This window comes from Serratia sp. PF-27 (assembly GCF_030053255.1).
GTDB lineage: Bacteria > Pseudomonadota > Gammaproteobacteria > Enterobacterales > Enterobacteriaceae > Serratia > Serratia bockelmannii.
Genome location: NZ_JASGBT010000015.1, coordinates 246,693 through 270,121, shown reverse-complemented (window position 1 = coordinate 270,121; position 23,429 = coordinate 246,693). Strand labels below are relative to the sequence as shown.

The 23,429-nt window shown below is 60.1% G+C and carries 24 protein-coding genes and 1 pseudogene; 17 read left to right on the top strand and 8 right to left on the bottom strand.

What is annotated here, in order from left to right:
• The first annotated feature begins 64 nt into the window (after positions 1 to 64).
• From QMZ29_RS06270 to QMZ29_RS06260, 3 genes are read left to right on the top strand one after another with little or no spacing between them, the layout of a single operon-like run.
• Positions 65 to 325 carry a hypothetical protein gene (locus QMZ29_RS06270; RefSeq protein ID WP_016927848.1) on the top strand — a complete coding sequence of 87 codons (261 nt, stop codon included), beginning with the start codon at positions 65 to 67 and terminating at the stop codon, positions 323 to 325.
• A gap of 24 nt (positions 326 to 349) precedes the next feature.
• Positions 350 to 517, top strand: a complete 168-nt coding sequence (locus QMZ29_RS06265) for a hypothetical protein (RefSeq protein WP_016927849.1) — start codon at positions 350 to 352, stop codon at positions 515 to 517.
• 42 nt (positions 518 to 559) lie between these two features.
• Positions 560 to 847, top strand: coding sequence for a hypothetical protein (locus QMZ29_RS06260; RefSeq protein WP_025302730.1), 288 nt, complete (start codon positions 560 to 562; stop codon positions 845 to 847).
• Positions 848 to 1,033: 186 nt separating this feature from the next.
• On the opposite strand, the gene QMZ29_RS06255 is transcribed toward QMZ29_RS06260, so the two are convergent.
• From QMZ29_RS06255 to QMZ29_RS06245, 3 genes are all read right to left on the bottom strand, one after another.
• On the bottom strand, positions 1,034 to 3,133 hold the full coding sequence (locus QMZ29_RS06255) for a peptidase domain-containing ABC transporter (RefSeq protein ID WP_016927850.1): 2,100 nt from the start codon (positions 3,131 to 3,133) through the stop codon (positions 1,034 to 1,036).
• Positions 3,126 to 4,412 (bottom strand): HlyD family secretion protein, encoded by a 1,287-nt coding sequence (locus QMZ29_RS06250; protein WP_261425916.1) that lies wholly within the window; start codon positions 4,410 to 4,412, stop codon positions 3,126 to 3,128. The genes QMZ29_RS06255 and QMZ29_RS06250 overlap by 8 nt, the downstream gene beginning before the upstream one ends.
• A 430-nt stretch (positions 4,413 to 4,842) precedes the next feature.
• Positions 4,843 to 5,757: a LysR family transcriptional regulator gene (locus QMZ29_RS06245; RefSeq protein ID WP_049295526.1), complete on the bottom strand. Its 915-nt coding sequence runs from the start codon at positions 5,755 to 5,757 to the stop codon at positions 4,843 to 4,845.
• Between the two features lie 103 nt (positions 5,758 to 5,860).
• On the opposite strand from QMZ29_RS06245, the gene QMZ29_RS06240 reads away from it, so the two are divergent.
• Positions 5,861 to 7,027, top strand: coding sequence for an MFS transporter (locus QMZ29_RS06240; protein ID WP_261425914.1), 1,167 nt, complete (start codon positions 5,861 to 5,863; stop codon positions 7,025 to 7,027).
• On the opposite strand, the gene guaD is transcribed toward QMZ29_RS06240, so the two are convergent.
• Positions 7,009 to 8,325 (bottom strand): guanine deaminase, encoded by a 1,317-nt coding sequence (gene guaD, locus QMZ29_RS06235; protein WP_141997978.1) that lies wholly within the window; start codon positions 8,323 to 8,325, stop codon positions 7,009 to 7,011. The two genes, QMZ29_RS06240 and guaD, sit on opposite strands and share 19 nt — an antisense overlap.
• 166 nt (positions 8,326 to 8,491) lie before the next feature.
• Positions 8,492 to 8,707: a hypothetical protein gene (locus QMZ29_RS06230; protein WP_141997976.1), complete on the bottom strand. Its 216-nt coding sequence runs from the start codon at positions 8,705 to 8,707 to the stop codon at positions 8,492 to 8,494.
• A 46-nt stretch (positions 8,708 to 8,753) separates the two neighbouring features.
• Here QMZ29_RS06230 and fecI point away from each other — a divergent pair, with 46 nt between their 5' ends.
• The 5 genes from fecI to ydfG all read left to right on the top strand — a co-directional run bounded on the left by fecI (position 8,754) and on the right by ydfG (position 14,294).
• Complete coding sequence (gene fecI, locus QMZ29_RS06225; protein WP_141997974.1) at positions 8,754 to 9,278, top strand: ferric citrate uptake sigma factor FecI; 525 nt, start codon at positions 8,754 to 8,756, stop codon at positions 9,276 to 9,278.
• On the top strand, positions 9,275 to 10,231 hold the full coding sequence (gene fecR / locus QMZ29_RS06220) for a ferric citrate uptake sigma factor regulator FecR (RefSeq protein WP_261425912.1): 957 nt from the start codon (positions 9,275 to 9,277) through the stop codon (positions 10,229 to 10,231). The genes fecI and fecR overlap by 4 nt, the downstream gene beginning before the upstream one ends.
• Before the next feature lie 115 nt (positions 10,232 to 10,346).
• The gene (fecA, locus tag QMZ29_RS06215; RefSeq protein ID WP_141997970.1) at positions 10,347 to 12,698 is read left to right on the top strand and encodes a TonB-dependent Fe(3+) dicitrate receptor FecA; all 2,352 of its coding nucleotides are present in this window, start codon (positions 10,347 to 10,349) and stop codon (positions 12,696 to 12,698) included.
• A gap of 199 nt (positions 12,699 to 12,897) precedes the next feature.
• Positions 12,898 to 13,419 (top strand): GNAT family N-acetyltransferase, encoded by a 522-nt coding sequence (locus QMZ29_RS06210; RefSeq protein ID WP_025302723.1) that lies wholly within the window; start codon positions 12,898 to 12,900, stop codon positions 13,417 to 13,419.
• A gap of 125 nt (positions 13,420 to 13,544) precedes the next feature.
• Positions 13,545 to 14,294: a bifunctional NADP-dependent 3-hydroxy acid dehydrogenase/3-hydroxypropionate dehydrogenase YdfG gene (ydfG, locus tag QMZ29_RS06205; RefSeq protein ID WP_025302722.1), complete on the top strand. Its 750-nt coding sequence runs from the start codon at positions 13,545 to 13,547 to the stop codon at positions 14,292 to 14,294.
• 36 nt (positions 14,295 to 14,330) lie between these two features.
• Here ydfG and QMZ29_RS06200 read toward each other — a convergent pair whose 3' ends face one another.
• The gene (locus QMZ29_RS06200; protein ID WP_025302721.1) at positions 14,331 to 14,657 is read right to left on the bottom strand and encodes a YnfA family protein; all 327 of its coding nucleotides are present in this window, start codon (positions 14,655 to 14,657) and stop codon (positions 14,331 to 14,333) included.
• 148 nt (positions 14,658 to 14,805) lie between these two features.
• Here QMZ29_RS06200 and QMZ29_RS06195 point away from each other — a divergent pair, with 148 nt between their 5' ends.
• Both QMZ29_RS06195 and QMZ29_RS06190 read left to right on the top strand, forming a co-directional pair.
• Complete coding sequence (locus QMZ29_RS06195; RefSeq protein WP_019455910.1) at positions 14,806 to 15,174, top strand: DUF1283 family protein; 369 nt, start codon at positions 14,806 to 14,808, stop codon at positions 15,172 to 15,174.
• A gap of 89 nt (positions 15,175 to 15,263) precedes the next feature.
• On the top strand, positions 15,264 to 15,563 hold the full coding sequence (locus QMZ29_RS06190; RefSeq protein WP_019455911.1) for a DUF1161 domain-containing protein: 300 nt from the start codon (positions 15,264 to 15,266) through the stop codon (positions 15,561 to 15,563).
• A 50-nt stretch (positions 15,564 to 15,613) separates the two neighbouring features.
• Here QMZ29_RS06190 and QMZ29_RS06185 read toward each other — a convergent pair whose 3' ends face one another.
• Positions 15,614 to 17,101, bottom strand: coding sequence for an MDR family MFS transporter (locus QMZ29_RS06185; protein ID WP_261425904.1), 1,488 nt, complete (start codon positions 17,099 to 17,101; stop codon positions 15,614 to 15,616).
• A gap of 510 nt (positions 17,102 to 17,611) precedes the next feature.
• Between QMZ29_RS06185 and QMZ29_RS06180 the strand changes: the two genes are divergently transcribed.
• The 5 genes and pseudogenes from QMZ29_RS06180 (at position 17,612) to clcB (ending at position 22,473) form a co-directional block, all read left to right on the top strand.
• Positions 17,612 to 18,328 (top strand): ABC transporter permease, encoded by a 717-nt coding sequence (locus QMZ29_RS06180; RefSeq protein ID WP_033642986.1) that lies wholly within the window; start codon positions 17,612 to 17,614, stop codon positions 18,326 to 18,328.
• A 64-nt stretch (positions 18,329 to 18,392) separates the two neighbouring features.
• Complete coding sequence (locus QMZ29_RS06175) at positions 18,393 to 19,250, top strand: glycine betaine ABC transporter substrate-binding protein (protein ID WP_173888958.1); 858 nt, start codon at positions 18,393 to 18,395, stop codon at positions 19,248 to 19,250.
• 8 nt (positions 19,251 to 19,258) lie between these two features.
• Positions 19,259 to 19,909 (top strand): osmoprotectant ABC transporter permease OsmW, encoded by a 651-nt coding sequence (gene osmW / locus QMZ29_RS06170; protein ID WP_015377782.1) that lies wholly within the window; start codon positions 19,259 to 19,261, stop codon positions 19,907 to 19,909.
• A pseudogene (osmV, locus tag QMZ29_RS06165) lies at positions 19,906 to 21,046 on the top strand (osmoprotectant ABC transporter ATP-binding protein OsmV). The gene osmW and the pseudogene osmV overlap by 4 nt, the downstream one beginning before the upstream one ends.
• Before the next feature lie 125 nt (positions 21,047 to 21,171).
• Positions 21,172 to 22,473, top strand: coding sequence for a voltage-gated ClC-type chloride channel ClcB (gene clcB / locus QMZ29_RS06160; RefSeq protein ID WP_025302717.1), 1,302 nt, complete (start codon positions 21,172 to 21,174; stop codon positions 22,471 to 22,473).
• On the opposite strand, the gene QMZ29_RS06155 is transcribed toward clcB, so the two are convergent.
• The gene (locus QMZ29_RS06155) at positions 22,470 to 22,862 is read right to left on the bottom strand and encodes a helix-turn-helix domain-containing protein (protein ID WP_043143268.1); all 393 of its coding nucleotides are present in this window, start codon (positions 22,860 to 22,862) and stop codon (positions 22,470 to 22,472) included. The genes clcB and QMZ29_RS06155 overlap by 4 nt on opposite strands.
• Positions 22,863 to 22,931: 69 nt before the next feature.
• Between QMZ29_RS06155 and QMZ29_RS06150 the strand changes: the two genes are divergently transcribed.
• Positions 22,932 to 23,426 (top strand): DUF2938 family protein, encoded by a 495-nt coding sequence (locus QMZ29_RS06150; protein WP_141997966.1) that lies wholly within the window; start codon positions 22,932 to 22,934, stop codon positions 23,424 to 23,426.
• Positions 23,427 to 23,429: the final 3 nt, after the last annotated feature.

The following is a 23,429-nucleotide window of genomic DNA, read 5'->3' as shown; positions in this document are numbered from 1 at the left end:
AGTGGCATTTTTCTGGTATCGGAAAACTGCAAAAACCAAAAACCAATAATATAAGGAAGTCGTTATGAGAGAACTTACGATTAATGAAGTGAACTTTATCGCAGCCGCTGGGGATTTCAGCTATGCGGAACTGGGCGGGGCCGTCGCGGCCGGCGCGGTTGGTGGCGCGATGACCGGCGCCATGGCTGGCGGTGTCGGTGCCGGCCCAGGCGCTGTTGCCGGTGCCGTTATCGGTGGTGCCGCCTATACCGCAGGCAAAATGGTGGAATCCATGTTGGGTGGCAATAAACAAACATCGACGAACAATCCTGCCGACAGTAACTAATACAGGAAGATTCGTGTTCATCATATGAAAAAGTCACTTATTGTATTGTTCGCCATTTTAATTGGGCTTGTTGCTGGCACGATTGCGGATTATTTCACCCTCAATCGCTTCTTGAAATACGCCCTTATCGCCGTTGCCGTTATCGGCACGCATAAATTGCTCAATAGCGATCGCGGGCAACGCTCGGCATGATAAACGTGGCTTATTTTAAAATTTAATGATTAAGGAGCAAATATGCGCAATCTTACCTCTGAAGAATGTTCAATCATTTCCGGTGCAGGAGATCGCAGCGGTACATTGACGGTTTCCGCGGAAACGGTCGGCGCAGCGATCGGCGGTGGCATCGGCTCTATCGGTGGCGTGGCGGGCGGCGTTGTCGGCACCATTGTCGGCGGTGCTGTCGGTAACTATGTCACCGGCGATCGTGCCCCCGGCTCTGTTGGCCCATCAGGCATTCCCTGGGGCGGGAGCAACGGCGGCGGTACCATGTGGGGGAACAACAACAATACCGATTCGAACTGATCGGGGCCCTGCCAGCCACACGGCTGACCTCCCCGGTTAACGTTGGCTTCAGCGCCTAAAGCGTCATTTCATGCCAGGGTTATCGTTATGATAACCCTTTTTGTCATGGGCCCACCACAGGGTGAGCAGCGCGGTTGGCGTAGCGAAAATGTCGAGATGAAGAAGCCAGGTGAAGCGAAGCTGACGTTACCCGAGTTGAATGACTCTATCCGCAGAGGCAATCGTCGATGGACGGTGCGCAATAATCACGCGGGTAATGTTCAGTTGTGAAATAGCGCGGTTAATATGTGTTTCATTATCGAGATCCAGGTGGCTGGTCGCTTCGTCCATAAACAGAATGCTGGGGCGACGGTAGAGCGCACGGGCTATCAATAAACGCTGTTTCTGTCCGCCAGAAAGGCTTCCCCCCAATTCGCCGATCAATGTTTCGTAGCCCATCGGCATGTTTTGAATATCATCATGCATATTGCAACGCCGTGCGCACGCCTCAATACGTTTCAGATCCATTTCGGCGTCAAATCCTGAAATATTTTCAGCGATAGATCCCGCCAGCAGCTTGTCATCCTGCAGCACGCAAGCGATACATTGGCGATAATTATTAACGCCAATGTTGCTGATATCCATACCATCGACCAGCACGGCCCCTTCATCCGGCGACAGCAACCCACACATTAACTTCATCAATGTGGTTTTACCCACGCCGGAGGGGCCGACAATCGCCACGCTTTCTCCCGCGGCAATGCTGAGATTCAAATCCGTGATAATGGGTTTCGCCAAACGATCATACTGGTAGCGCAGATTCCGCACCTGAAGCTCTGCGGCGTTGCCTTTTGTGAAGAGCTGACGCGCGGGCATTTGCGGTTCCGGTGACGAAAGCACAATGTCCGCCACCCTTTCATTGTGCAAGCTTAACATTCGCAGCTGAAGCATCATGTCGATCAAGCTGCTGGCACGCTCCGAGAACTGCCCACGGTAGGCGTTAAACGCGATAAACATGCCGATCGTCATTTGATTGTCTATGACCAATGCCGCGCCGAGCCAAAGGATGATCACCTGATCGCAGGTGGCAATAAACGCCCCCAAACCGCCAAACATCATGTTTAACTTGGTCAGTTTGATACCCGCATTGATCGTTTCTACGTTTAGATTCAGCCAATACTGTGAACGGGTTTCAGATAACCCCAACGCCTTTAACGTACTGATGCTATATAACGTCTCCATGAAATGAGACCCGGCCCGCGCGCCCTTCACCAACTGCTCTTCCGACAGCTGCCGATAATGTTGATAAGTCGACAGCCTGAGAATGACGTATATCGCCGTAAAGCCGAGCACCACCCAAACTAACCAGCCGCCATAGAGCAGCATCATGACAAATACCCCGACAGACATGATGCCATCAATAATGCTGCTGACGATGCTGGTAGTGAAAGTCGCTCTTATCGTATCCAATGAGCCGAAACGGGATTGAATATCACCCAACTTGCGCTTCTCAAAGAAGGAAAGCGGCAATTTCATCAGATGATCAAACACTCCCGCCTTCCATTGCACGTCTATCAACGCGCCCATGACGATAGAGATCCACGAGCGCAACATGGATACGCCGGTGCGGAATAAAATAAAGAACAGCAATCCTATACATATCAGCGCTAAAAGATCATGATCGCCGGCCAAAATCACATGGTCCATGACCAACTGCGTACCAACGGGCAACAGCAGATTAACCGCTTCAATCACGATCGACAGACAGAAGATCTTTAGCAAGGCTCCCTTAAGGCCGCGCACATTGCTCATCAGCTTACGAAAGCGCAATCTGCTTTGCTGTTTGATCGGCTGAAATTCACTGTCTGGCCATAGCTCAAGCGCTACGCCGGTAAAATGCCGCGACAGTTCATGCAACTCCAGCACTTTACGGCCAAAGGCAGGATCATGGATCACCGCCCGCCCTCGGCTGACACTGACAAGCACCACGAAATGCTTCATGTCCCAATGCAGAATACAGGGCATTTTCAACGCTTTAAGCTCATCGATATTCAGCGATAACGCTCTGGATTGCAGCTTGAGTGCGCTCGCGATGTCAATCAACGCGGAGAGCGTCGCCCCGCGTGAAGAAAAGCCGTAGCGGCTGCGCAGATTAAACAGATCGATTTGCAAACCATGGTAATGGCATACCATCGCTAAACTGGCCAGCCCGCATTCCGAGGCTTCAGTTTGCAGGATCTGCGGCACTTTGCGGCGCAGCGACAAATTGAGTTTGCCCTTTAGCGCGTCTAAATAAGATTCAGTCATTGATTGGCCCCATCAGGCTGTTTTTCATATCGTAGAAAGGTGAGAACATCCATTGATATAGAGGCCTTTCTTCCAGAAACAGCGTGGATTGAGCCCGCATGCCGTTAGTGAGCTGCAACGCTTTGCCCTGGTAACTGACATGCGTTTTATCCAGGGAAACGGTCACCTTGTAAAAAGATGCCGTTTGCGCGCTGGGTTGATGCACGGGAGAACTGCTGTAAGTTGACATTTCTTGAATGGAGGCCGGTACATAAGCGATGCTTTCTATTCTGCCGGGAAACTGACCGAACTTCTCATAAGGGAAAGCGTCATAGCGAATGTTAATGCCGTCCCCCGCTGAAACATAAGGCACACTGGTGTTCGGCAACCATAAAACTAGCTGATAAATCGCGCCATTACGTGGAATAATCTGTACCAAGCTGTCACCGCTATTGACCATCTGACCCGGCGTAACGCTGAGAGACTCAATGCGGCCATCGCTTGGGGCGTTCACGATCAATGCGCCGCTGGCATCGGCTTCCGCTAACTGCCGTTGCAAATCATTGAGCTGAAACTGGTACTGCGAAATTTGGTTATCAAAATCTGCTGCGCGCGTAACGATGTCACTTTCCAAATTCGTAATTTGCAACGACTCCTGAATGTGTTGACTATGCAGGTTTTGGAACAGACTTTGTTGTTGATAAAATGAATAGGTTTGCCCGCTAAGCTGATCCTTGGTAATCAGACCGCGTTGCTGATATTCCTTATAGGAACGCATGTTGTCCTGAGCAAATGCCACCCCCTCTCGTGCATTATCCAACAGCTGTTTGGACTGCATATGCGCCAATTCATACTGTTTTTTTTGCGCGCGTAGATTTTCCAGCGTCATACGCTTGTTGTCTTGCAACTTAAGAATGATGCTGTCGACATGTTTTAACTGGTTTTCAAGCGCCAGGCGCGTATTGGCGCTCACTTTCCCGTTATCCGTCACTCGGCTGACATCAATCTGATAAAGACGCTGGCCTTTTTTAACCACATCCCCCACTTCGACGAAGCGTTCCGAGATAAAACCCTGTTGGGGCGCAAACACGTTGACTGAGCGGGGGAAGGTGGTGATTTCACCATAAACATTAATGCGGCGTGTATAATGACTGAATATAAGAAAAGAGAGGAAAACAAGAATAAATAAAAACGATAAAAGACCAAAGCACCAGGCAGGCAAGCCGTTTATCAATAAAGCCTTACCCGCCCATTTCGCCCGCTGATGATCCGTGGCTTCCTGTCGAAACAAATCACGCATGACATCCCTTTCCAGAAATAAAATTCAAGCCAGCCTTGGCTCGTAAAATGCGGAAGCATATCGAAAAACAGCAGCAGAGATTAAAACAGATCTGTTGTTTTTAATTAGCGATATCGTAAAGATAATTATTCTCATTATGATATCGGGCGTTCCGAAGAAATGCAATTTTTTTTACGCACTTACCCAGCCACATAGCCGTATATCACTATGCATATCGATAAAAAACCAATAAAGAGCCTCCTAATCAAATAACTCTATTCATTCTATCTCTCGCCATATGTAATAGGCAGCGGCGTGACCGCCGGATCGAGCAGCAATGTGGATAAACGTATCAAATCGAAACGCCTCCATGTTCACGGAATAAGGTCTCGGGGAATGGCTCCCTCTGAGTCACCTCCTAGCTTAGGGCAGTTTGAGCAGAAACAAGTGATTAGACGTGAGCCGCCTCGCCGACCTGCTGTATCAGAAAGGTCAGCAGCGCGCGCGTTTTGGCCGGCAGATAGCGGCGACCGGGGTAAACGGCATACAGCTGCAGCGGCGCCGGCGGCAGTGCCAGCGGCACCTCAACCAAACGGCCATCGGCCAGAAACGGCCGGCAGCCGAGCTCAGAGAGCATGGCGAACCCCACGCCGGCCAAGGCCGCCTTCAGCGCCATCTCCCCGCTATTGACGCGATAGCGCGCATTGACCGGGACGGTAACGAAGGTTCCGTCCGGGCGGACGAACTGCCACGGCATGCCCTTCAGCGCATCCACCGTGCTGATGCAGGGCAATTGCGTGAATTGTTCAATCTCCGACGACGGCGACCACTGCGCCAGCAACGCCGGAGCGGCCACCACGATGCAGGGGAAAGACGCCAGCGGCTGCGCGACATAGTCGCTGTCGTCCAGCATGCCCCGGCTGATCATCACCGCCAGATCGACATCGTCGAGCAGCGACGTCATACCCGCCAGGTTGGTCACGCAGCTGATTTCGATCTGCGGATGCTGCAGGGCGAACGCCGCCAGCGGCTCGCCCAACAGGTATGGCCCCACTTCATTGGGCACGCACAGGCGCAGCGGCCCACGCAGCTGTTGCTGCCGTTCGCTGAGGGTTTGCGCGGTGTGTTCCAGCGACGCCAGCAGCGGCTGGGTGCGTTCATGCAACAGCTGGCCGTTCGGCGTCAGCCGCATCGAGCGAGTGCTGCGTTCGAGCAATCGCTGCTCGAGCTGGCGCTCCAGCTGAGAGATATAGCGGCTGACGTTGGAGGTCGGCATCGCCAGCGCCCGCGCCGCCCCGACGAAGCTGCCTTGCTCCACCACCGCCACGAAGATGCGTAACAGGTTTAAATCCAATTTATCGCGCATGATTATCCCTGATTTGATAACAAACCATGCCATTTCTACCATCTAATCCCGATCAACGCCAAGCGCTACACTGCCGGCCTGACTCTGCAACCGATAGATGCTTATGACACCCACGAGAAAGCTGACGGCGATAGCGCTGGTCATCGCCTTTATTCAGTTCACCAACGCACTGGAATACATGGTATTCAACCCGATATTCCTCTATATGGCCGCCGATTTTTCCGTACCCGTCAGCTTCGCCGGCTATGTCAGCGCGGCCTATACGCTGGCGGCCGTGATTTCCGGCATCGGCGCATTTTTCTGGATCGGCGGCGTTGAGAAGCAGCGCTTTCTGATGCTCAATGTCACGCTACTGGCCGTAACCACCTTATTGATCGCCACAACCCAGCAGTTTTACTGGCTGTTAGCGCTGCGGCTGCTGGCCGGGCTGTTGGGCGGCACCACGATGGGCGTCGGGATCGGCTTGCTGCTCAACGCCGCGCCGGCCGCGCTGCACGGCAGAATGCTGGCGACGGTGATCGCGTCTTTTTCGCTGCTGAGCATTGTCGGCATGCCGGGCATGCTGTACCTGTGCGAAGTGGCAAGCTGGCGCGTTGCGCTGGCGGCTATCGGCGGGCTGTGTCTGCTGGCGGCGGTGTTGGTGGCGCTGTTCGTTCCCAGGGATGCGCCGCAGCCACAGGCTGCCGCGCCCGTCACGCTCGATCGCCGGTTGTTGCTGTTCGCCGCCGCCGCCGGCCTGACGCAGTTCAGCCCAATGCTGCTGATCCCGGTGCTGGCGCCGCTGCTCACCCAGCGGTTACAGGTGGTAGACGCGCATTTGTCCTGGCTATTTTTCATCGGCGGCGTGGCGGGTTATCTGGCGACAGTGCTGGCAGGCCGCTGGCTGCAACGCTTTGGTGCCGTGACGCTGACGGTGGGCGCCACGCTGTTGCTGCTAGGCAGCCTGTGGCTGGCGGCGCGCGGTGGCGATCGCGGTGAACTGTTCATGGTCGCGTTTCTCGCGGCGGCCTATGCGCGGCTGGTGGCGATCTCTTCCCTGAGCATGCGCTGGCCGGACAATCGGCAACGCGCCGCCTTCGGCGTACTGCAAACCGCCCTGATACACCTGAGCGCCACGGTGGCCTTCTTGCTCTCCTCCACGCTGCTGAGCGGCGGCCTCACCCCGCTCAGTTTGCAACGTCTGTTATGGCTGTGCGCGCTGAGTGCCGTCGCCGTCGCACCGCTCAGCGTTTGGCTGCAGGCGCGGCTGTGTCAGCGCGACGCCTCATAAACCACCTTACCATTCACATAGGTGCGATAAATGTTGCGATCGTCTCCCAGGGTCATCAGCACGAACCCTTGCTCCGCAGACGTGGCGCTGTTGGCGTAGCGCAACTGCTGCAGCGGCGTGACCGCCGGATCGAGCACCACGAAATCCGCCTCTTTGCCGACGTTGAAGTTGCCGATTTTGTCGTCCAGCGACAGCGCGCGGGCACCGCCCAGGGTGGCATGATAGAACGCTTCTACGGCGGCGAGCCGGTAATGCTGCAGTTGGCCGACCTTGTACGCCTCACCCAGCGTGCGTAGCATATTGAAGGTGGTGCCGGCCCCTACGTCGGTGCCGATACCGAGCTTCACCCGCTTGCGCCAGGCCTGCTGCAGGTCAAACAGCCCGCTGCCGAGAAACAGGTTGGAGGTGGGGCAAAAGGCGATTGCCGAGCGGGTCTCGCACAGGCAGTCCCACTCCTGCTCCTCCAGGTGCAGGCAGTGGGCGAACACGCTTTTGCTGCCGGTCATGCCGTAGCGGTGGTAAACGTCCAGATAGCTTTGGCTCTGCGGGAACAGCGCTTTTACCCAGGCCACTTCCTGCGGATTCTCGCTCAGGTGCGTCTGCAGCCAAACGTCGGGGAATTCTTCGCGCAGCCGCTGCACCTGCGCCAGCAACGCCGGCGTACTGGTGGGCGCAAAGCGCGGCGTAATGGCGTAACCGAGGCGGCCTTTGCCGTGCCAGCGTTCGATCAGTTCACGCGTTTGGCGGTAACTCTGCTCCGGCGTTTCCAGCAGCGCCTCCGGCGCATGGCGATCCATCATCACCTTACCGGCGATCAGGCGCATGTTCAGCGCTGCCGCCTGGCTGAACAGCGTATCGACCGACTGCGGATGCACGGTGCCGAACACCAGCGCGGTGGTAGTGCCGTTGCTCAACAACTCCCGCAGAAAGAAGGCCGACATCGCATCGGCGTGCTGCTCGCAGCCGTAACGGCTTTCGGTCGGGAAGGTGTAATTGTTTAACCAGTCCAGCAGTTGATCGCCATAGGCGCCAATCATTTCGGTTTGCGGATAGTGGATATGGGTATCGATAAACCCCGGTACGATCGGTTTGTCGCGATACTCCGTGACCGCGAAGCCCGGTGGCAGCAGCGCCTCGCCCTGCTGCCAGCTGCCGAACCAGACGATGACGCCGTCGTCCAGCAGCAGCAAACCGTCGGGAACATGCCGCAGGCGTTCCTCGAGCTGTTGCGGCGCCTCCACACAGGAGGCGATATCAAAAAAATTGCCACGAATAGCCGTGGTGAATTGCAGTGCCATTATTTTCTTCCTTGTGACGGCCGGCCAAGCTCACCCGCGTAATAACTTGCGATGATGAAACAAGGCCTTTTTTACCCAAACATAAAGACCGGATTAAGCATAGCAAGCCGTGTGCCAATAGGCGGTCATAAAATATATTTTTATTCAAAAACAGAGTGATACTAATTCAACCAAAGAAAACCAACCGATAAAAAAGAATAAAACGCGTGGCGGTCTTCAACGGCAGACGAATAGCAACCGTTTGCTTGCCGAAATAACACCGCGCCGCTGCACCTTTATTGGGCAAGCGGATAATTTCGCGGCCGTGACGTTTATTCCAACACGATGCAAAGCGGTCTGGCCCATTCCGCAGGCCACCCGACAAACTTGAAACGATAACCATTCTCAATTATCATCCGCGCATCTTTTTGACCAGCAATGCGAAAACCATGTCCGCCACCGCTTCCGCCCCGCACACCGCGCTGTCGCGCCTTTACGCCACCCATCATGCCTGGTTGCAGGGATGGTTGCGCAGGCGGCTGGGCTGCGCGTTCGACGCGGACGATGTGGCGCAGGACACCTTCATGCGCCTGCTGAAAAGCGACGCCGCGGCGACCCTGCGCGAGCCGAAAGATTTTCTGGTCACCGTCGCCAAGCGGGTGATGGTCGATCTGTTCCGCCGCAGAACGCTGGAACGCGCCTATCTGGAGATGCTGGCGCTGATCCCGGAAGGCTACGCCCCGTCGCCGGAGCAGCGCCAGAGCCTGCTGGAAAGCCTGCAGCAGATCGACGCCATGCTCGATGGCCTGGGGCCGAAGGTAAAACAGGCCTTTCTGTTGTCGCAGCTCGAAGGTCTGGGCTATGCGGACATCGCCGCGCGCCTTGGCGTGTCGGTCAGTTCGGTTAAAAAATACATGGCCAAGGCCACCGAGCATTGCCTGCTGTTCAGCCTCGAAAACGACATTTATTCATGAGCAACGCCATCACCCCCGAGCAGCGCCAGGCGCTGAAAATGGCCGCACACTGGTATGCCCTGCTGTGCGATGAGCACGTCACCGAACGCCAGCGCCAACAATGGCAAGCCTGGCACCAGCAGCATGACGATCACCGCTGGGCCTGGCAGCGCGTCGAAGCGCTGCAGAGTCAGTTGCAGGGCGTGCCGGGCAAGTTCAGCTACCGTGCGCTCGATCGCGCCGACCGCCAGTCGGCGATCGAGCGCCGCACCCTGCTGAAGAGTCTGCTGTTGCTGCTCGGCGTGGGCGGCGGCGGATTCTTCTACCAGTCGCCGCTCGGCCGGGAGCTGCGCGCCGACTACCGCACCGCCACCGGCGAAATCAAACCCATTGTGTTAAGCGACGGCACCCAGCTGGTGTTGAACACCGCCAGCGCGGTAGACGTGCATTACGACGATCGCCAACGGTTGATCCGCTTGCACGCCGGAGAAATCAGCCTGGTGACCGGACGCGATCCCCGGCCGCTGTGGGTACAAAGTCCGCAGGGGGCGATGCGCGCGCTCGGCACCCGCTTTTTGGTGCGTGAGAGCGGCGGCGAGACGCGCCTGACGGTGCTGGAACACGCGGTCGAGGCGCAGCTGGCGCAAAACGCGCAACAAAAGCGCCGGGTGAACGCCGGAGAACAGATCAGCTTCAGCACCACGGCCTTCAGCGACAAACAACCGGCCACGACGGAGGACGGCTGGCTGCGCGGCGTGTTGAGCGTCAGCCAGTGGCGGCTGGACCGGGTGATCGCCGAACTGGCGCGCTACCGGCGCGGCCACCTGAGCTGCGATCCGGCCATCGCCGGCCTGCGCGTCAGCGGCAGTTTCCCGCTCAACGATACCGATCGCGCCCTCGCCCTGCTCAGCCAGACCCTGCCGGTGCGCCTGCAGAGCTTTACCCGCTATTGGCTGCAAATCGTCCCCGCCTGAATCTTTTTAAATAAAAATGATAAAAAATCGCATTCTTGATTGTCCCTTTTGCTTCGCTCATCCGACTCCCAGGAAAACACTGCAGCAATAAATAAAAAATGATTCAGGAGAAGGTATGAACAACGCTTGGGGAAAGGTCGCTCCGGCTTCGCTTTGGGGAAAACGGGCCACGCCGCTGGCCGTGGCCATTGGCCTGGTCTTCGCTGCACCGCAGATGGCGAGCGCCGCCAGCGCCGCTGCCGCCTATCACATTCCGGCCGGTGAGCTGGACGGCGCGCTGAATGCGTTCGCCGCGCGCGCCGGCATCGCGCTCTCGGTGGACGGCGCACTGACCGCCGGTAAACGTTCGCCGGGCCTGAGCGGCAGCTACGGCGTCGATGACGGCCTGAACGCCCTGCTGGCGGGCAGCGGCCTGCAGGCTAAAGCGCTCGGCAACAACGGCTACACGCTGGCCAAACTGCCGCAGCCGCAGAAAGAAGAGGACATCACCGTGGTCGGCGACTGGTTGGCGGAAGGCCGCCAGATCGACGTGTTCGAACATCCCGGTGCACGCGACGTAGTGCGCCGCGAAGACTTCGTCAAAACCGGCACCACCACCGTGCGTGAAGCGTTGAACCGCGTGCCGGGCGTAGTGGCGCCGGAGAACAACGGCACCGGCAGCCATGACATGGCGCTGAACTTCGGCATTCGCGGCCTCAATCCGCGCCTCGCCAGCCGCTCCACCGTGCTGATGGACGGCATCCCAGTGCCCTTCGCCCCTTACGGCCAGCCGCAGCTGTCGCTGGCGCCGGTCTCGCTCGGCAATATGGATGCGATTGACGTGGTGCGCGGCGGCGGCGCGGTGCGCTACGGGCCGCAGAGCGTCGGCGGCGTGGTTAACTTCGTCACCCGCGCCATCCCGAAAACCTTCGGCATGGAGGCCGGCATGCAGGGGCAGCTCAGCCCGACCTCGCGCCAGGATCACCCGAAAGGCACCGGCAACCTGATGATCGGCGGCACCGCCGACAACGGCTTCGGCGCGGCGCTGCTCTACTCCGGCACCCGCGGCAGCGACTGGCGCGAGCACAGCGCGACCAAGATTGACGACGTGATGCTGAAAAGCCGCTACGCCCCGAACGAGGTGCACACCTTCAACAGCCTGCTGCAATACTACGAAGGCGAAGCGGACATGCCGGGCGGCCTGAGCCGGGCGGACTACAACGCCAACCCATTCCAGTCGACGCGCCCGTACGACAAGTTCTGGGGCCGCCGCCAGTTGGCCAACTTCGGCTATCAGTATCAGCCGGATCAACAGCATAAGTTCGACGTGCAGAGCTTTTACACCTACACCCTGCGCAGCGGCTATCTGGATCAGGGCAAAAACCTGACGCTGTCGCCGCGCGAATACTGGGTGCGCGGCGTGGAACCGCGCTACAGCCAGAGCTTCCGCTGGGGCGATTCGGCGCATGAGGTCGGCGTCGGCTACCGCTACGTCAGCGAATCCACCCACGAGCTGCGCTACACCAGCAAGGCCAGCACCGGCAGGCTGCCGTCCACCGCCAGCCCGTACGATCGCGACACCCAGTCCGGCACCGAGGCGCACGCCTTCTATATCGACGATCGCATCGACATCGGCGACTGGACTATCACGCCGGGCATGCGCTACGAGTACATCAAGTCGTATCAGAACAACTACATCAAGAACAACCGCCTCGACGTTAGCTATAACGCGCCGCTGCCGGCGTTGAACGTGATGTATCACCTGAACGAATACTGGAACCTGTACGCCAACACCGAAGGCTCCTTCGGCACCGTACAGTACAGCCAGATGGGCAAAGCGGTCGACAGCGGCAAGATTGAACCGGAGAAGGCGCGCACCTGGGAGCTGGGCACCCGCTACGCCGGCGATGCGCTGACCGGCGAGATCGGGCTGTTCCTGATCAACTTCAACAACCAGTACGACTCCAACCAGGTGACCGACAGCGTGACCGCGCGCGGCAAAACCCGCCACGCCGGGCTGGAAGGCAGCCTGCGTTACGATCTGTCGCAGCTGACGCCGAAACTGGACGACCTGACCGCCTACGCCAGCTACGCCTACGTCAACGCCACCATCCGCGAAGACGGCGGCTACAAGGGCAATCAGGTGCCGTTCTCACCGAAGCATAAAGGCACGCTGGGGCTGGACTACACGCCGGGCAACTGGGCGTTTAACCTTAACGGCGAGTTCCAGTCCAGCCAGTTCGCCGACAACGCCAACACCGTGGCGGAAAGCGCCGACGGCAGCACCGGCCGCATTCCCGGCTATATGCTGTGGGGCGTGCGCGCCGCCTATGATTTCGGCCCGGAAATGGCCGGTCTGAATCTGGGCGTCGGGGTGAAAAACCTGTTCAACCACGAGTATTTCACCCGCGCCTATGACGACAACAACAAAGGTCTGTACATCGGCCAGCCGCGCACGATCTATCTGCAAGGTTCGGTGAAGTTCTGATCTTCAGCGGCGGGTGCGGTTAACCGTGCCCGCCGCCTTTCCCATCAACGTGACGATGTCACATAAAACCGCTCCTCCGCGCCGCCGCAACGGCGAAAAATAAGTCGCTTCTGACGCCAATACGCGTAGTATCGACGATCCGCCCCGATTTATGGGCGCGGATTTTTTGCCGTTCTGGCCTGAAAAGCGAGGGAATAAGATGAATCATAATGACCTTTCTCAGTGCCGCGTGGACACCGACCGTTTGTTGATTGCCCCCTTTACCGCAGCAGACGCCGACGATGTTTACCAGGCGATCACCCCCACTCTGACGCGCTTTATGACCTTTGAGCCGGAAGCGTCACCGGAAGATTTCGCCAACGTCTGGCAAGGCTGGCTGCCGCTGATGCGCGAAGGCGAAGAAGTGATCTTCGTCGCCCGCCGGCGCGAAGACCGAGAGTTCGTCGGCGTCGGCGGCGCACACAACCTGCGCAGCCACACCCCGGAGCTGGGCATCTGGGTCAAAGAGAGCCTGCATGGCCAGGGTTACGGCCGCGAAATCGTTGAGAGCATCGCGCGCTGGGTCAGCGAACGCTTTCAGCCGCAGCACCTTATCTACCCGGTGGCCGAACAGAATACCGCCAGCCGCCGCCTCGTCGAGTCGCTGGGCGGCGTGCTGGCCGGCCGTTGCGAACGCGTCAAGTATGACGCCGTAGTGTACCACTTACCGCCTCAGCGCTAATCAGCATCGGGCCGCCGGCCCGGTGTGACCTTTTTTGCTTTCCGCCGTGATAACCGCTGCCACTGCCTGCGGGTTTGTGCTAATGATAGAGGCATGTAGGGTAAAAACAGTTGAGGAACAGCAACATGATTATTTTTGTTACCGGCGCCACCTCCGGTTTCGGCGAAGCCATTGCGCGCCGTTTTATCCGTGAAGGCCACCAGGTGATCGCCGCCGGGCGCCGCCTTGAGCGTCTCGAAGAGCTGCAGGACGAATTAGGGCAAGCGCTGCACATCGTGCGGCTCGACGTGCGCAACCGCGCCGCCATTCAACAGGCGATCGAGGCACTGCCGGCCGAGCTGCGTCAGATCGACGTGCTGGTGAACAACGCCGGGCTGGCGCTGGGGCTGGAGCCGGCGCACAAGGCCAACGCCGATGACTGGGAAACCATGATTGACACCAACGCCAAAGGGCTGGTGAACATGACGCGCGCGCTGCTGCCGGCCATGGTCGAACGCAACGTCGGCCATGTGATCAACATCGGCTCCACCGCCGCCAACTGGCCTTACGCCGGCGGCAACGTGTACGGCGCCACCAAGGCGTTCGTCAAACAGTTCAGCCTGGGCCTGCGTGCCGATCTGCACGGCACGCGCATCCGCGTGACCGATATCGAGCCGGGCCTGGTGGGCGGCACCGAGTTTTCCAACGTGCGCTTCAAGGGCGATGACGGCAAGGTCAATAAAACCTACGAAGGCGCCGATGCGCTGACGCCGGAAGACATCGCCGAGTCGGTGTTCTGGGTCGCCACGTTGCCGGCGCGCGTCAACATCAACACGCTGGAAATGATGCCGGTCAGCCAGTCCTTCGCCGGGCTGAACATCCACCGCGGCGCCTGATCCCTGGCGGCGGGAGGCGACTCCCGCCCTGTTTCCTCAGGCCGCGCGCCAGCCGGAAACGATGATCAGCATGCCCACCAGCGCCACCCCGGCGCCCACCCAGTCCAGCGCAGACAGCTTCACCCCATCCACCACCCGCAGCCACAGCAGCGCCGTCGCCACATACACGCCGCCATAGGCCGCGTAGACTCGCCCGCTGGCCGCCGGATGCAGTGTCAACAGCCAGACAAACAGCATCAGGCTTAATGCCGCCGGCAGCAGCAGCCAGGCGCTGCCCTGCTTCTTGAGCCACAGGTAAGGCAGGAAACAGCCGATAATTTCGGCGAGTGCAGTGGCGAAAAACAACAGCGTGGTTTTTAACATCGGTCGCAGTTTTCTCTCGATAAAGTAAACGAATCGGCGCTTGGCTGGTGAATTCCAGGAACGCAGTGGTATATTTGTCACCACGCCTGCGGGCGAGGTAACGCCAGTGCCGCCATCATCAGGCGCACTCACTCATAAGGATGAAACGATGAAAACATTTTCGACCCAACGACTGCTGCGCGGGATGCTGCCGGTCGCCATGCTGGCCGTTATGGGCGCCTGGCAGGCGCCGGCGCTGGCCGCCACCTGCACTCAGGGCAGCACCTGCGTCACCGTCGATGGCAAAGGCAGCGGCGCGATGAGCACCGAAGAAGCGCGCCAGAGCAAAGAGCAGTGGAATGATACCAAAACCCTGCGCCACAAGGTTAACACTCGCGTCGAGAAAGAGTTCGACAAGGCCGATCGCGCCGCGGATGACGAAGACCGTTGCAACGACAGCAACAACGTCAACGCCTACTGGGAACCGGACACCCGTAAATGCCTGGATCGCCAGACCGGCCGTCGGATTAATCCTTAATCCGCCTGCGGCGGGCGGGCAAGCGTGAAACCCGGTCGCCGTTGCTGCTATCCTGTTACAGGAAGTCCATTGTCTAAAAGGATGACGTGATGAAAAAAACGCTGATATTAACCGCTGTGTTGCTGGCCGGCGCCCCGCTGGCGGCACTGGCCTCCTGCGAAAGCGTGAAAGCGGACATTTCGCAAAAAATCGTCAATAACGGCGTGCCGGAGTCCGGCTTCAAACTGGAGATCGTGCCCAACGATCAGGCCGATCAAGCGGGTGGCCAGGTGGTCGGCCACTGCGAAAACGACACCCAGAAGATCGTCTATACCCGCCTGAACAACGGCGACGATCGCGGTGACGCGGCGCAGACCGGCACCAGCCAGGATACCTCCAACACGCAGTAAGCCACACCGGCTATCCCGGGCGCTCTGCAGCAGCGCCCTTTCCTTCTCCCTTACGCCTGCTCCGCCTCTTCTTCTTCGCCCTGCGGCCGACAACGCGCCGGGATCAGCATCGCCGCCGCCAGCGCCAGCAACGACACCAGCGCCGACACCAGAAATACCCAATGCAGCGAAGCCGCCACCTGCTGGGTCAGCTGCGCCAACGCCTCGCTCCCCATGCTCTGGCGCACCGCCGGTTCCATCAGACGCTGCACCGGATCGTCAATCTCCGGCAAACGCCACTGCAAGTTGAGATTCAGCGTCGCGCCCAGAATAGCGGTGCCGATGGCCGAGCCCACCATGCGGGTAAACACGGTACAGGCGGTGGCGATGCCGCGAATGCTGTAATGCGCCGCGTTCTGCACCGAAACCAGAAACGTGGTGTTGCACAACCCCATACCGGCGCCGACCATAAACGCCGCCACCCGGCCCCACTGCAGGCCGCCCGCCGGCTGCAACAGCAGCAATATCAGGCCGCCTGCCACCAACAGCAGCGCCCCCAGCAGCGCCGTGGCGCGATACGAGGTCATCAGCATCAAACGGCCGCTCAGCGTGCTGGCCAGCGGCCAACCGATCGACATCAGGGCCAGCGTGGTGCCCGCCTCCAGCGGCGAGCCGCCCATCACGCCCTGAATGAAGGTGGGCAGGAAAGCGCTGATGCCCATCATCGCCGCACCGATCACCAGCCCGCCGATGTTGCCGGCGATGATCACCCGGCTTTGCCACAGCGCCAGCGGGAACAACGGTTCGACCGCACGCCGCTCCTGGCGGACAAGCAGCGCCAGCGACGCCGCCGCCAGCGCAAACAGCGGCGCCACCCACCATCCCAGACTTTCCATCTGCAACAGCGCCAATAGCAGCGCCGAAACGAACAGCGTCAGCCAGGCGGTGCCCGCCAGATCCAGCGCGTGCCGCCGCAGCTGCTGATGCGCCGGCAGATAGCGCCAGAGGAAGAACATCGCCAGCAGGCCGATCGGCAGGTTAACCCAGAACACCAGCGCCCACGGCAGATGCTGGACGATAAACGCCCCCAACAGCGGGCCGATGATCGCCGACACGCCCCATACGCTCGACAGGTAGCCCATCACCTTCGGCCGCTCGGTGGCGCTGTAGATGTCGCCGATGATGGTGGACGCGATCGGCATGATGGCGCCGGCGCCCAACCCCTGCAGCAGACGAAAGCCGATCAGCCAATACATGTCGGGGGCGAAGCCGCACAGCACCGATCCCAGCAGGAACAGCGTGGCGCCGAAGAAGAACACCCGCTTGCGGCCGTAGAGATCCGCCAGCCGCCCGTAGATGGGGATGGTGATCGCCTGCGCCAGCAAATAGACCGCGAATACCCACCCCAGCAGCGAGAAGCCGCCGAGATCGCCGATAATGGTGGGCATGGCGGTGGCGACGATGGTGGCTTCGATTGCCGACATGAACATCGCCAGCATACAGGCGATCAGAATCAGCGGCCGGTGGGCGATGGGTGCGGGTGAAACGTTATTTGTCATGGCGTTATGCAGCTTTCCTGGCGTTTTTATTTTCTCTGAGTATATCAGCAAGCGCCTGCGCCGAGTCTATCCGCCCTCACATCCTGTCTTTGCCGGCGGCGAATCGCACCATTTGCGACTCATTGTTACGGCGTAACGTTATGCAGCGGATTTTTTTCACTTTCCATGAATCCCAGCGCTGACGCGGGCTGAGGCGCAGATCGGCGTAAACTCAATCACCTGATTTTGTTCATAAAACTTGGCACGACCAACGACAGGGTGCTATACCTTCCCTAGCCGACGCCTTTGGGCTTCGTGCTTTCTTGGGTTTAAATATCAGTATCTTATGCTGATTAACTCACGTATTGAGCCTACGTTCAGCACGCTGTGCCGAACGCACCCTTCGCTCAATGTCGCTAACCTCATGCGAAACGCCCGTTTTGTACCGCCACGCCCGCCGGGCCGTGGGTAACAATCAGAGCGGAATGCGCCGTCTCGTCGGCCGCTCCGCGCAACGGAGGACGCAACATCATGCACAAGTCAGCGCCATACCGGCGCCTGCTCCTCGGGAGCCTGCTGTTTATCGCCGTCATCGCGCTGCTGGTTTACGGCATCGGTTGGGACACCCTCAAGTCGCGCCGGGAAGATTTGATCTATCTCGGCCAGCAACACATGTTCCTGGTGGCCTGCTCCATGCTGCTGTCGCTGCTGGTCGGCATTCCCAGCGGCATCCTGCTGAGCCGCCCCTTTGCCCGCCGCTGGGCGGAACACGTGATGCAGATCTTCAACGTCGGCAACACCCTGCCGCCGCTGGCGGTGCTGGCGCTGGCGATGGTAATCATCGGCATCGGCGATCGGCCGGCGGTGGTGGCACTGTTCCTCGCCTCGCTGCTGCCCATCGTGCGCAATACCTATGCCGGCCTGCGTTCGGTGCCGCCGGCGCTGGTCGAGGCCGCCAACGGCATTGGCATGACCGCCGGACAGCGGCTGCGGCAGGTCGAACTGCCCAACGCCCTGCCGGTGATCTTCGCCGGGATACGCATTGCGATGGCGATTAACGTCGGCACCGCGCCGCTGGCGTTTTTAATCGGTGCCAGCAGCTACGGCGAGCTGATCTTCCCCGGCATCTACCTGAACGACTTCCCGACGTTGATCCTCGGCGCCGCCGCCACCGCGCTGATCGCCCTGCTGCTCGATCTGGCGCTGGCCGGTCTCGGTCGCCGGCTCAGCCCTCATACCGCATCTTGACGGGAGAAACGCGATGACTCAATGGTTACAACCACTCCGCCACGCGCTGCTGTTCTCCTTGCTGATGACCGGCGCGGCCGCCTGGGCCGCCCCGCTGACGCTGGCGAGCAAGAACTTTACCGAACAGCGCATTCTGTCGGCAATCACCGTGCAATACCTGCGGGCCAAAGGTTTTCAGGTCGAACCCAAGACCAATCTGGCCACGGTGATCACCCGCAACGCGATGATCAACAAACAGATCGACATGACCTGGGAATACACCGGCACCTCGCTGATCATCTTTAACCACATCAATAAGCGCATGTCGCCGCAGGAAACCTACGACACGGTGAAAAAGCTCGACGCCAAACTCGGGCTGGTTTGGCTGCAGCCGGCGGACATGAACAACACCTACGCCTTCGCCATGCAGCGACAGCGCGCGGAAAAAGAGCAGATCCGCACGATGTCGCAGCTGGTGGCCAAAGTGGAGCAGGTGCGTAAAACCGACCCTAAACACAACTGGCTGCTGGGGCTGGATCTGGAGTTCGCCGGCCGCTCGGACGGCCTGAAGCCGATGCAGGCGCTGTACGACATGCCGCTCGATCGCCCGCAAATCCGCCAGATGGACCCCGGCCTGGTCTACAACGCCATTCGCGACGGCTTCGTCGACGCCGGGCTGGTGTACACCACCGACGGCCGGGTGAAAGGCTTCGATCTGCAGGTGCTGGAAGACGACAAAGGCTATTTCCCGAGTTATGCGGTCACGCCGGTGGTGCGCGCCGACGTGTTGCAAAACACGCCGGGGCTGGAAGCGGCGCTGAACACGCTGTCGAAACAGTTCAATAACCAGGTCATCACCGAGCTTAACGCCAAGGTAGATATCGACTACCAGACGCCGCAACAGGTCGCCGACGCGTTCCTCAAGCAGCGCGGCCTGATTTAGGAGACATGATGAATACCTTACTTTACGCCTGGCAAAACTGGGCCTATATCGCCGGCTTGACGCTGGAACACCTGCTGCTGGTCGGCGTCGCCGTCGGCCTGGCGATCCTGATCGGCGTACCGCTCGGCGTGCTGATTGTCCGCCACAAATGGTTGGCGACGCCGGTGCTGAGCCTGGCCACGCTGGTGCTGACCGTGCCCTCCATCGCCCTGTTCGGGCTGATGATCCCGCTGTTTTCCTTAATCGGCCACGGCATTGGCTACGTACCGGCGATCACCGCGGTGTTCCTCTACTCGCTGCTGCCGATCGTGCGCAATACCCACACCGCGCTCGACAACCTGCCCGGCGGGCTGCGCGAAGCCGGCCGCGGCATCGGCATGACGTTCTGGCAACGCCTGCGCTGGGTAGAGATCCCGGTGGCACTGCCGGTGATTTTCGGCGGCATTCGCACCGCCGTGGTGATGAATATCGGCGTGATGGCGATAGCCGCGGTGATCGGCGCCGGCGGCCTTGGCCTGCTGCTGCTCAACGGCATCAGCAGCAGCGACATCCGCCAGTTGATTACCGGCGCCGTGATGATCAGCCTGCTGGCGATCGTTCTCGATTGGTTATTGCACCGCTTGCAAATTGCGCTAACGCCCAAGGGGATCCGCTCATGATTAAATTGGAAAATCTGACCAAACAGTTCATGCAGAAGAACGGCACACCGTTCAACGCCGTCGACAACATCAATCTGGACGTGCCGGAAGGTGAAATCTGCGTGCTGCTCGGCCCTTCCGGCTGCGGCAAAACCCACCACGCTGAAGATGATCAACCGCCTGATCGAACCCACCGGCGGCACCATTCTGATCAACGGCGAGGACACCAGCGCGCTGGATACCGTCAGCCTGCGCCGCAAAATCGGCTACGTCATCCAGCAGATCGGTCTGTTCCCCAACATGACCATCGAGGAGAACATCACCGTAGTGCCGCGCATGCTGGGTTGGGACAAAAAACGCTGCCACGATCGCGCCGAGGAGCTGATGAGCATGGTGGCGCTGGATCCCAAGCGCTTTTTGCACCGCTACCCGAAAGAGATGTCCGGCGGGCAGCAACAGCGCATCGGCGTGATCCGCGCGCTGGCCGCCGATCCGCCGGTGCTGCTGATGGATGAGCCCTTCGGCGCGGTAGACCCGATCAACCGCGAAACCATCCAGAACGAGTTTCTCGACATGCAGCGCCAGCTGAAAAAGACCGTGATGCTGGTCAGCCACGACATCGACGAAGCGCTGAAGCTCGGCGATCGCATCGCGGTGTTCCGCCAGGGCAAAATCGTGCAGAACGCCAGCGCCGATGAGCTGCTGGCGCGGCCGGCGAACGACTTCGTCGCGTCCTTTGTCGGCCAGGATCGCACGCTGAAGCGCCTGCTGTTGGTGCAGGCCGGCGACGTGGCCGATCAACAGGAAACGGTGACGGTGCGCCGGGAGACGCCGCTAGTGGAAGCGTTCGGTCTGATGGACGATATCGACGCCCGCTCGGTGACGGTGGTGGATGCCGACGGCAAACCGTTGGGATACGTCAAACGCCGTGAGGCGCGCGGCGCGCCCGGGGTCTGCGCCGACAGCCTGCACCGTTTCCGCGTCACCGCCCGTGCGGAGGAGAACCTGCGCGTGGTGCTGTCGAAACTGTACGAGCACAACACCTCCTGGATGCCGATCGTCGATGAAGACGGCCGCTACAGCGGCGAAATCTCGCAGGATTATATCGCCGACTACCTCAGCTCCGGCCGCACGCGCCGGGTGTTGACGCCGCAATAACCCCCGCCGGGGCGCTCGCCGCCCCGCCTATGCCGCAGTTTGCTAAAGATTCACTGGTCATCGGCCGGAGCGCCAAGCACAATGCGCTGATGACCCTTTGATTTTTCTCACGACGCCGCCCACGCATGAAAAGATTGGTCCACCTGCACCACTATCGCGCCCTGCTGCGCAGCCTGCTTATCGCCGTGTTTATCGGCGTCGCCGCCGCCCTGGCGGTGTGGCTGTTCCACCGTTCGATGATTGGCCTCGAGTGGCTGCTGCTCGGCAATGCCGACGGCAGCCTGGTGGCCGCCGCCGCCGCGCTGCCCGGCTGGCGACGCGCGCTGACGCCCGCGCTGGGCGGTCTGGCGGCGGGCCTACTGCTGTATATTCACCAGCGCTACCGCCACCAGCGTCCGGCGGCGCCCACCGACTATATGGAAGCGATTGAGACCGGCAACGGCAAGCTGGATACCGGCGCCAGTCTGGTGAAGTGTCTGGCGTCGCTGCTGGTGGTGTCGAGCGGCAGCGCCATCGGCCGCGAAGGCGCGATGATCCTGCTGGCGGCGCTGGTGGGCTCGCTGTTTGCCCAGCGCTTTACGCACGAGAAAGAATGGAAACTGTGGGTGGCCTGCGCTGCCGCCGCCGGGATGGCCAGCGCCTATCATGCGCCGCTGGCGGGCAGCCTGTTTATCGCCGAGATCCTGTTCGGCACCCTAATGCTGGCCTCGCTCGGCCCGGTGGTGATCGCCGCAGTGAGCGCCCTGCTGATGACCAACCTGCTCAACGGCGGCCAGGCGCCGCTCTACCTGGTGACGCCGCTATCCGCCCCTCTGCCGACACAATACCTGCTGATGGCGCTGGTCGGCGTGGTGGCCGGCGCCGGCGGGCCGCTGTTTTTATGGCTGATGACCGCCACCGGCCGCGCGTTCCGATCGCTGCGTTTGAAGCCGCCGTTGCAGCTGGCGTTGGGCGGCCTGATCGTCGGGCTGCTTTCGCTGCTGTTCCCACAGGTGTGGGGCAACGGTTACAGCGTGGTACAGGCGCTGCTGATTGCGCCACCGGGGGTGTTGCTGCTGGGGGCGATCCTGGTATGTAAACTGTTGGCAATCCTTGCCAGCAGCGGGTCGGGAGCACCCGGCGGGGTCTTCACCCCGACGCTGTTCGTCGGCGCCGCGCTCGGCTCGATCATCGGTCAGCTGTTTGGCCTGTGGCCGGGCATGGATGCGGCGGTGCCGCTGCTGCTGGCACTGACCGGCATGGCTACCCTGCTGGCCGCTACCACCCATGCGCCGATCATGGCGGCGCTGATGGTGTTTGAAATGACCGGCGAATACGCGCTGCTGCCCGGCATTCTGCTCGCCTGCGTGATCGCCACCACCGTGTCGCGCGGCCTGCGACCGGTGTCGGTGTACCACACGGCGCCGCCGCCCAAACGCGAGGCTTAGAACTCACCCTGCTGCAATATTTTCCTGAACTGCGGGCACTGAAGGTGCTCGGGTTCAGGACAATCGACCATGTGCCGCAGCCCGTCGCGCACCTGCATCAGGCGCTGGATATGGCGATCCAGCTCATCCGCCCGCGCCGCCAGCAGCCCGCGATCGATCGCGATTTGGCCCCGTTCGTCAAACAAGGCACTCATCTCATCCAACGTAAAGCCGGCCAGGCGCGCGAGCGCAATCAGCCGCAGTTGATCGAGCACCCCGGCGGCGTATTGACGGCGCAAACCGTGGCGACCTATCGACGCGATCAGCCCCTTTTTCTCGTAATGCCGCAGCGCAGAAGGCGCGACTCCGCTCAGGCGCGCCACCGCGCCGATATCCAGTTCTTTTGCCATTGACTTGAAGCCGACTTTAAGTTGCACACTGTGCGCACATTATCACGTCACTGAGTTAAGGACACCCGTATGACCCCCGATATGTTAGTGCGCATCCTGTTAACCGGCGCCGGCGCCACCCTCTGCATGGATTTGTGGGCGTTGCTGCTGAAGCGGCGCTTTGGCATCCCTTCCCTCGATTACGCGCTGGTGGGCCGCTGGTTTCTCGGCATGTTCGACGGCCGCTGGTTTCACGCCACCATCGTCACGGCGCCGCCGCGCCGGGGTGAGAGAAAAATCGGCTGGATACTGCACTACGCCATCGGCTTGGCGTTCGCCTTTATCCCGCTCGGTTTGGCGGGCATCGAGTGGTATGCGGCGCCGGAACCGCGCATCGCGCTGTTGAGCGGCTGGCTGAGCCTGGCGGCGCCGTTTCTGGTGATGCAGCCCGCGCTGGGCTTTGGCGTGGCGGCGGCGAAAACCGCCAATCCGCGCAGAGCGCGGCTCCTCAGCCTGCTCACCCACACGGTGTATGGGCTGGGCCTGCTGATCGCCGCCCGATTGTTGGCGACGTTCTGTGCCTGAATG

Coding starts and splice junctions, on each gene's coding strand:
- QMZ29_RS06270 (WP_016927848.1), top strand. CDS start 65: ATGAGAGAACTTACGATTAATGAAGTGAACTTTATCGCAGCCGCTGGG.
- QMZ29_RS06265 (WP_016927849.1), top strand. CDS start 350: ATGAAAAAGTCACTTATTGTATTGTTCGCCATTTTAATTGGGCTTGTT.
- QMZ29_RS06260 (WP_025302730.1), top strand. CDS start 560: ATGCGCAATCTTACCTCTGAAGAATGTTCAATCATTTCCGGTGCAGGA.
- QMZ29_RS06255 (WP_016927850.1), bottom strand. CDS start 3,133: ATGACTGAATCTTATTTAGACGCGCTAAAGGGCAAACTCAATTTGTCG.
- QMZ29_RS06250 (WP_261425916.1), bottom strand. CDS start 4,412: ATGCGTGATTTGTTTCGACAGGAAGCCACGGATCATCAGCGGGCGAAA.
- QMZ29_RS06245 (WP_049295526.1), bottom strand. CDS start 5,757: ATGCGCGATAAATTGGATTTAAACCTGTTACGCATCTTCGTGGCGGTG.
- QMZ29_RS06240 (WP_261425914.1), top strand. CDS start 5,861: ATGACACCCACGAGAAAGCTGACGGCGATAGCGCTGGTCATCGCCTTT.
- guaD (WP_141997978.1), bottom strand. CDS start 8,325: ATGGCACTGCAATTCACCACGGCTATTCGTGGCAATTTTTTTGATATC.
- QMZ29_RS06230 (WP_141997976.1), bottom strand. CDS start 8,707: ATGGTTATCGTTTCAAGTTTGTCGGGTGGCCTGCGGAATGGGCCAGAC.
- fecI (WP_141997974.1), top strand. CDS start 8,754: ATGTCCGCCACCGCTTCCGCCCCGCACACCGCGCTGTCGCGCCTTTAC.
- fecR (WP_261425912.1), top strand. CDS start 9,275: ATGAGCAACGCCATCACCCCCGAGCAGCGCCAGGCGCTGAAAATGGCC.
- fecA (WP_141997970.1), top strand. CDS start 10,347: ATGAACAACGCTTGGGGAAAGGTCGCTCCGGCTTCGCTTTGGGGAAAA.
- QMZ29_RS06210 (WP_025302723.1), top strand. CDS start 12,898: ATGAATCATAATGACCTTTCTCAGTGCCGCGTGGACACCGACCGTTTG.
- ydfG (WP_025302722.1), top strand. CDS start 13,545: ATGATTATTTTTGTTACCGGCGCCACCTCCGGTTTCGGCGAAGCCATT.
- QMZ29_RS06200 (WP_025302721.1), bottom strand. CDS start 14,657: ATGTTAAAAACCACGCTGTTGTTTTTCGCCACTGCACTCGCCGAAATT.
- QMZ29_RS06195 (WP_019455910.1), top strand. CDS start 14,806: ATGAAAACATTTTCGACCCAACGACTGCTGCGCGGGATGCTGCCGGTC.
- QMZ29_RS06190 (WP_019455911.1), top strand. CDS start 15,264: ATGAAAAAAACGCTGATATTAACCGCTGTGTTGCTGGCCGGCGCCCCG.
- QMZ29_RS06185 (WP_261425904.1), bottom strand. CDS start 17,101: ATGACAAATAACGTTTCACCCGCACCCATCGCCCACCGGCCGCTGATT.
- QMZ29_RS06180 (WP_033642986.1), top strand. CDS start 17,612: ATGCACAAGTCAGCGCCATACCGGCGCCTGCTCCTCGGGAGCCTGCTG.
- QMZ29_RS06175 (WP_173888958.1), top strand. CDS start 18,393: ATGACCGGCGCGGCCGCCTGGGCCGCCCCGCTGACGCTGGCGAGCAAG.
- osmW (WP_015377782.1), top strand. CDS start 19,259: ATGAATACCTTACTTTACGCCTGGCAAAACTGGGCCTATATCGCCGGC.
- clcB (WP_025302717.1), top strand. CDS start 21,172: ATGAAAAGATTGGTCCACCTGCACCACTATCGCGCCCTGCTGCGCAGC.
- QMZ29_RS06155 (WP_043143268.1), bottom strand. CDS start 22,862: ATGGCAAAAGAACTGGATATCGGCGCGGTGGCGCGCCTGAGCGGAGTC.
- QMZ29_RS06150 (WP_141997966.1), top strand. CDS start 22,932: ATGACCCCCGATATGTTAGTGCGCATCCTGTTAACCGGCGCCGGCGCC.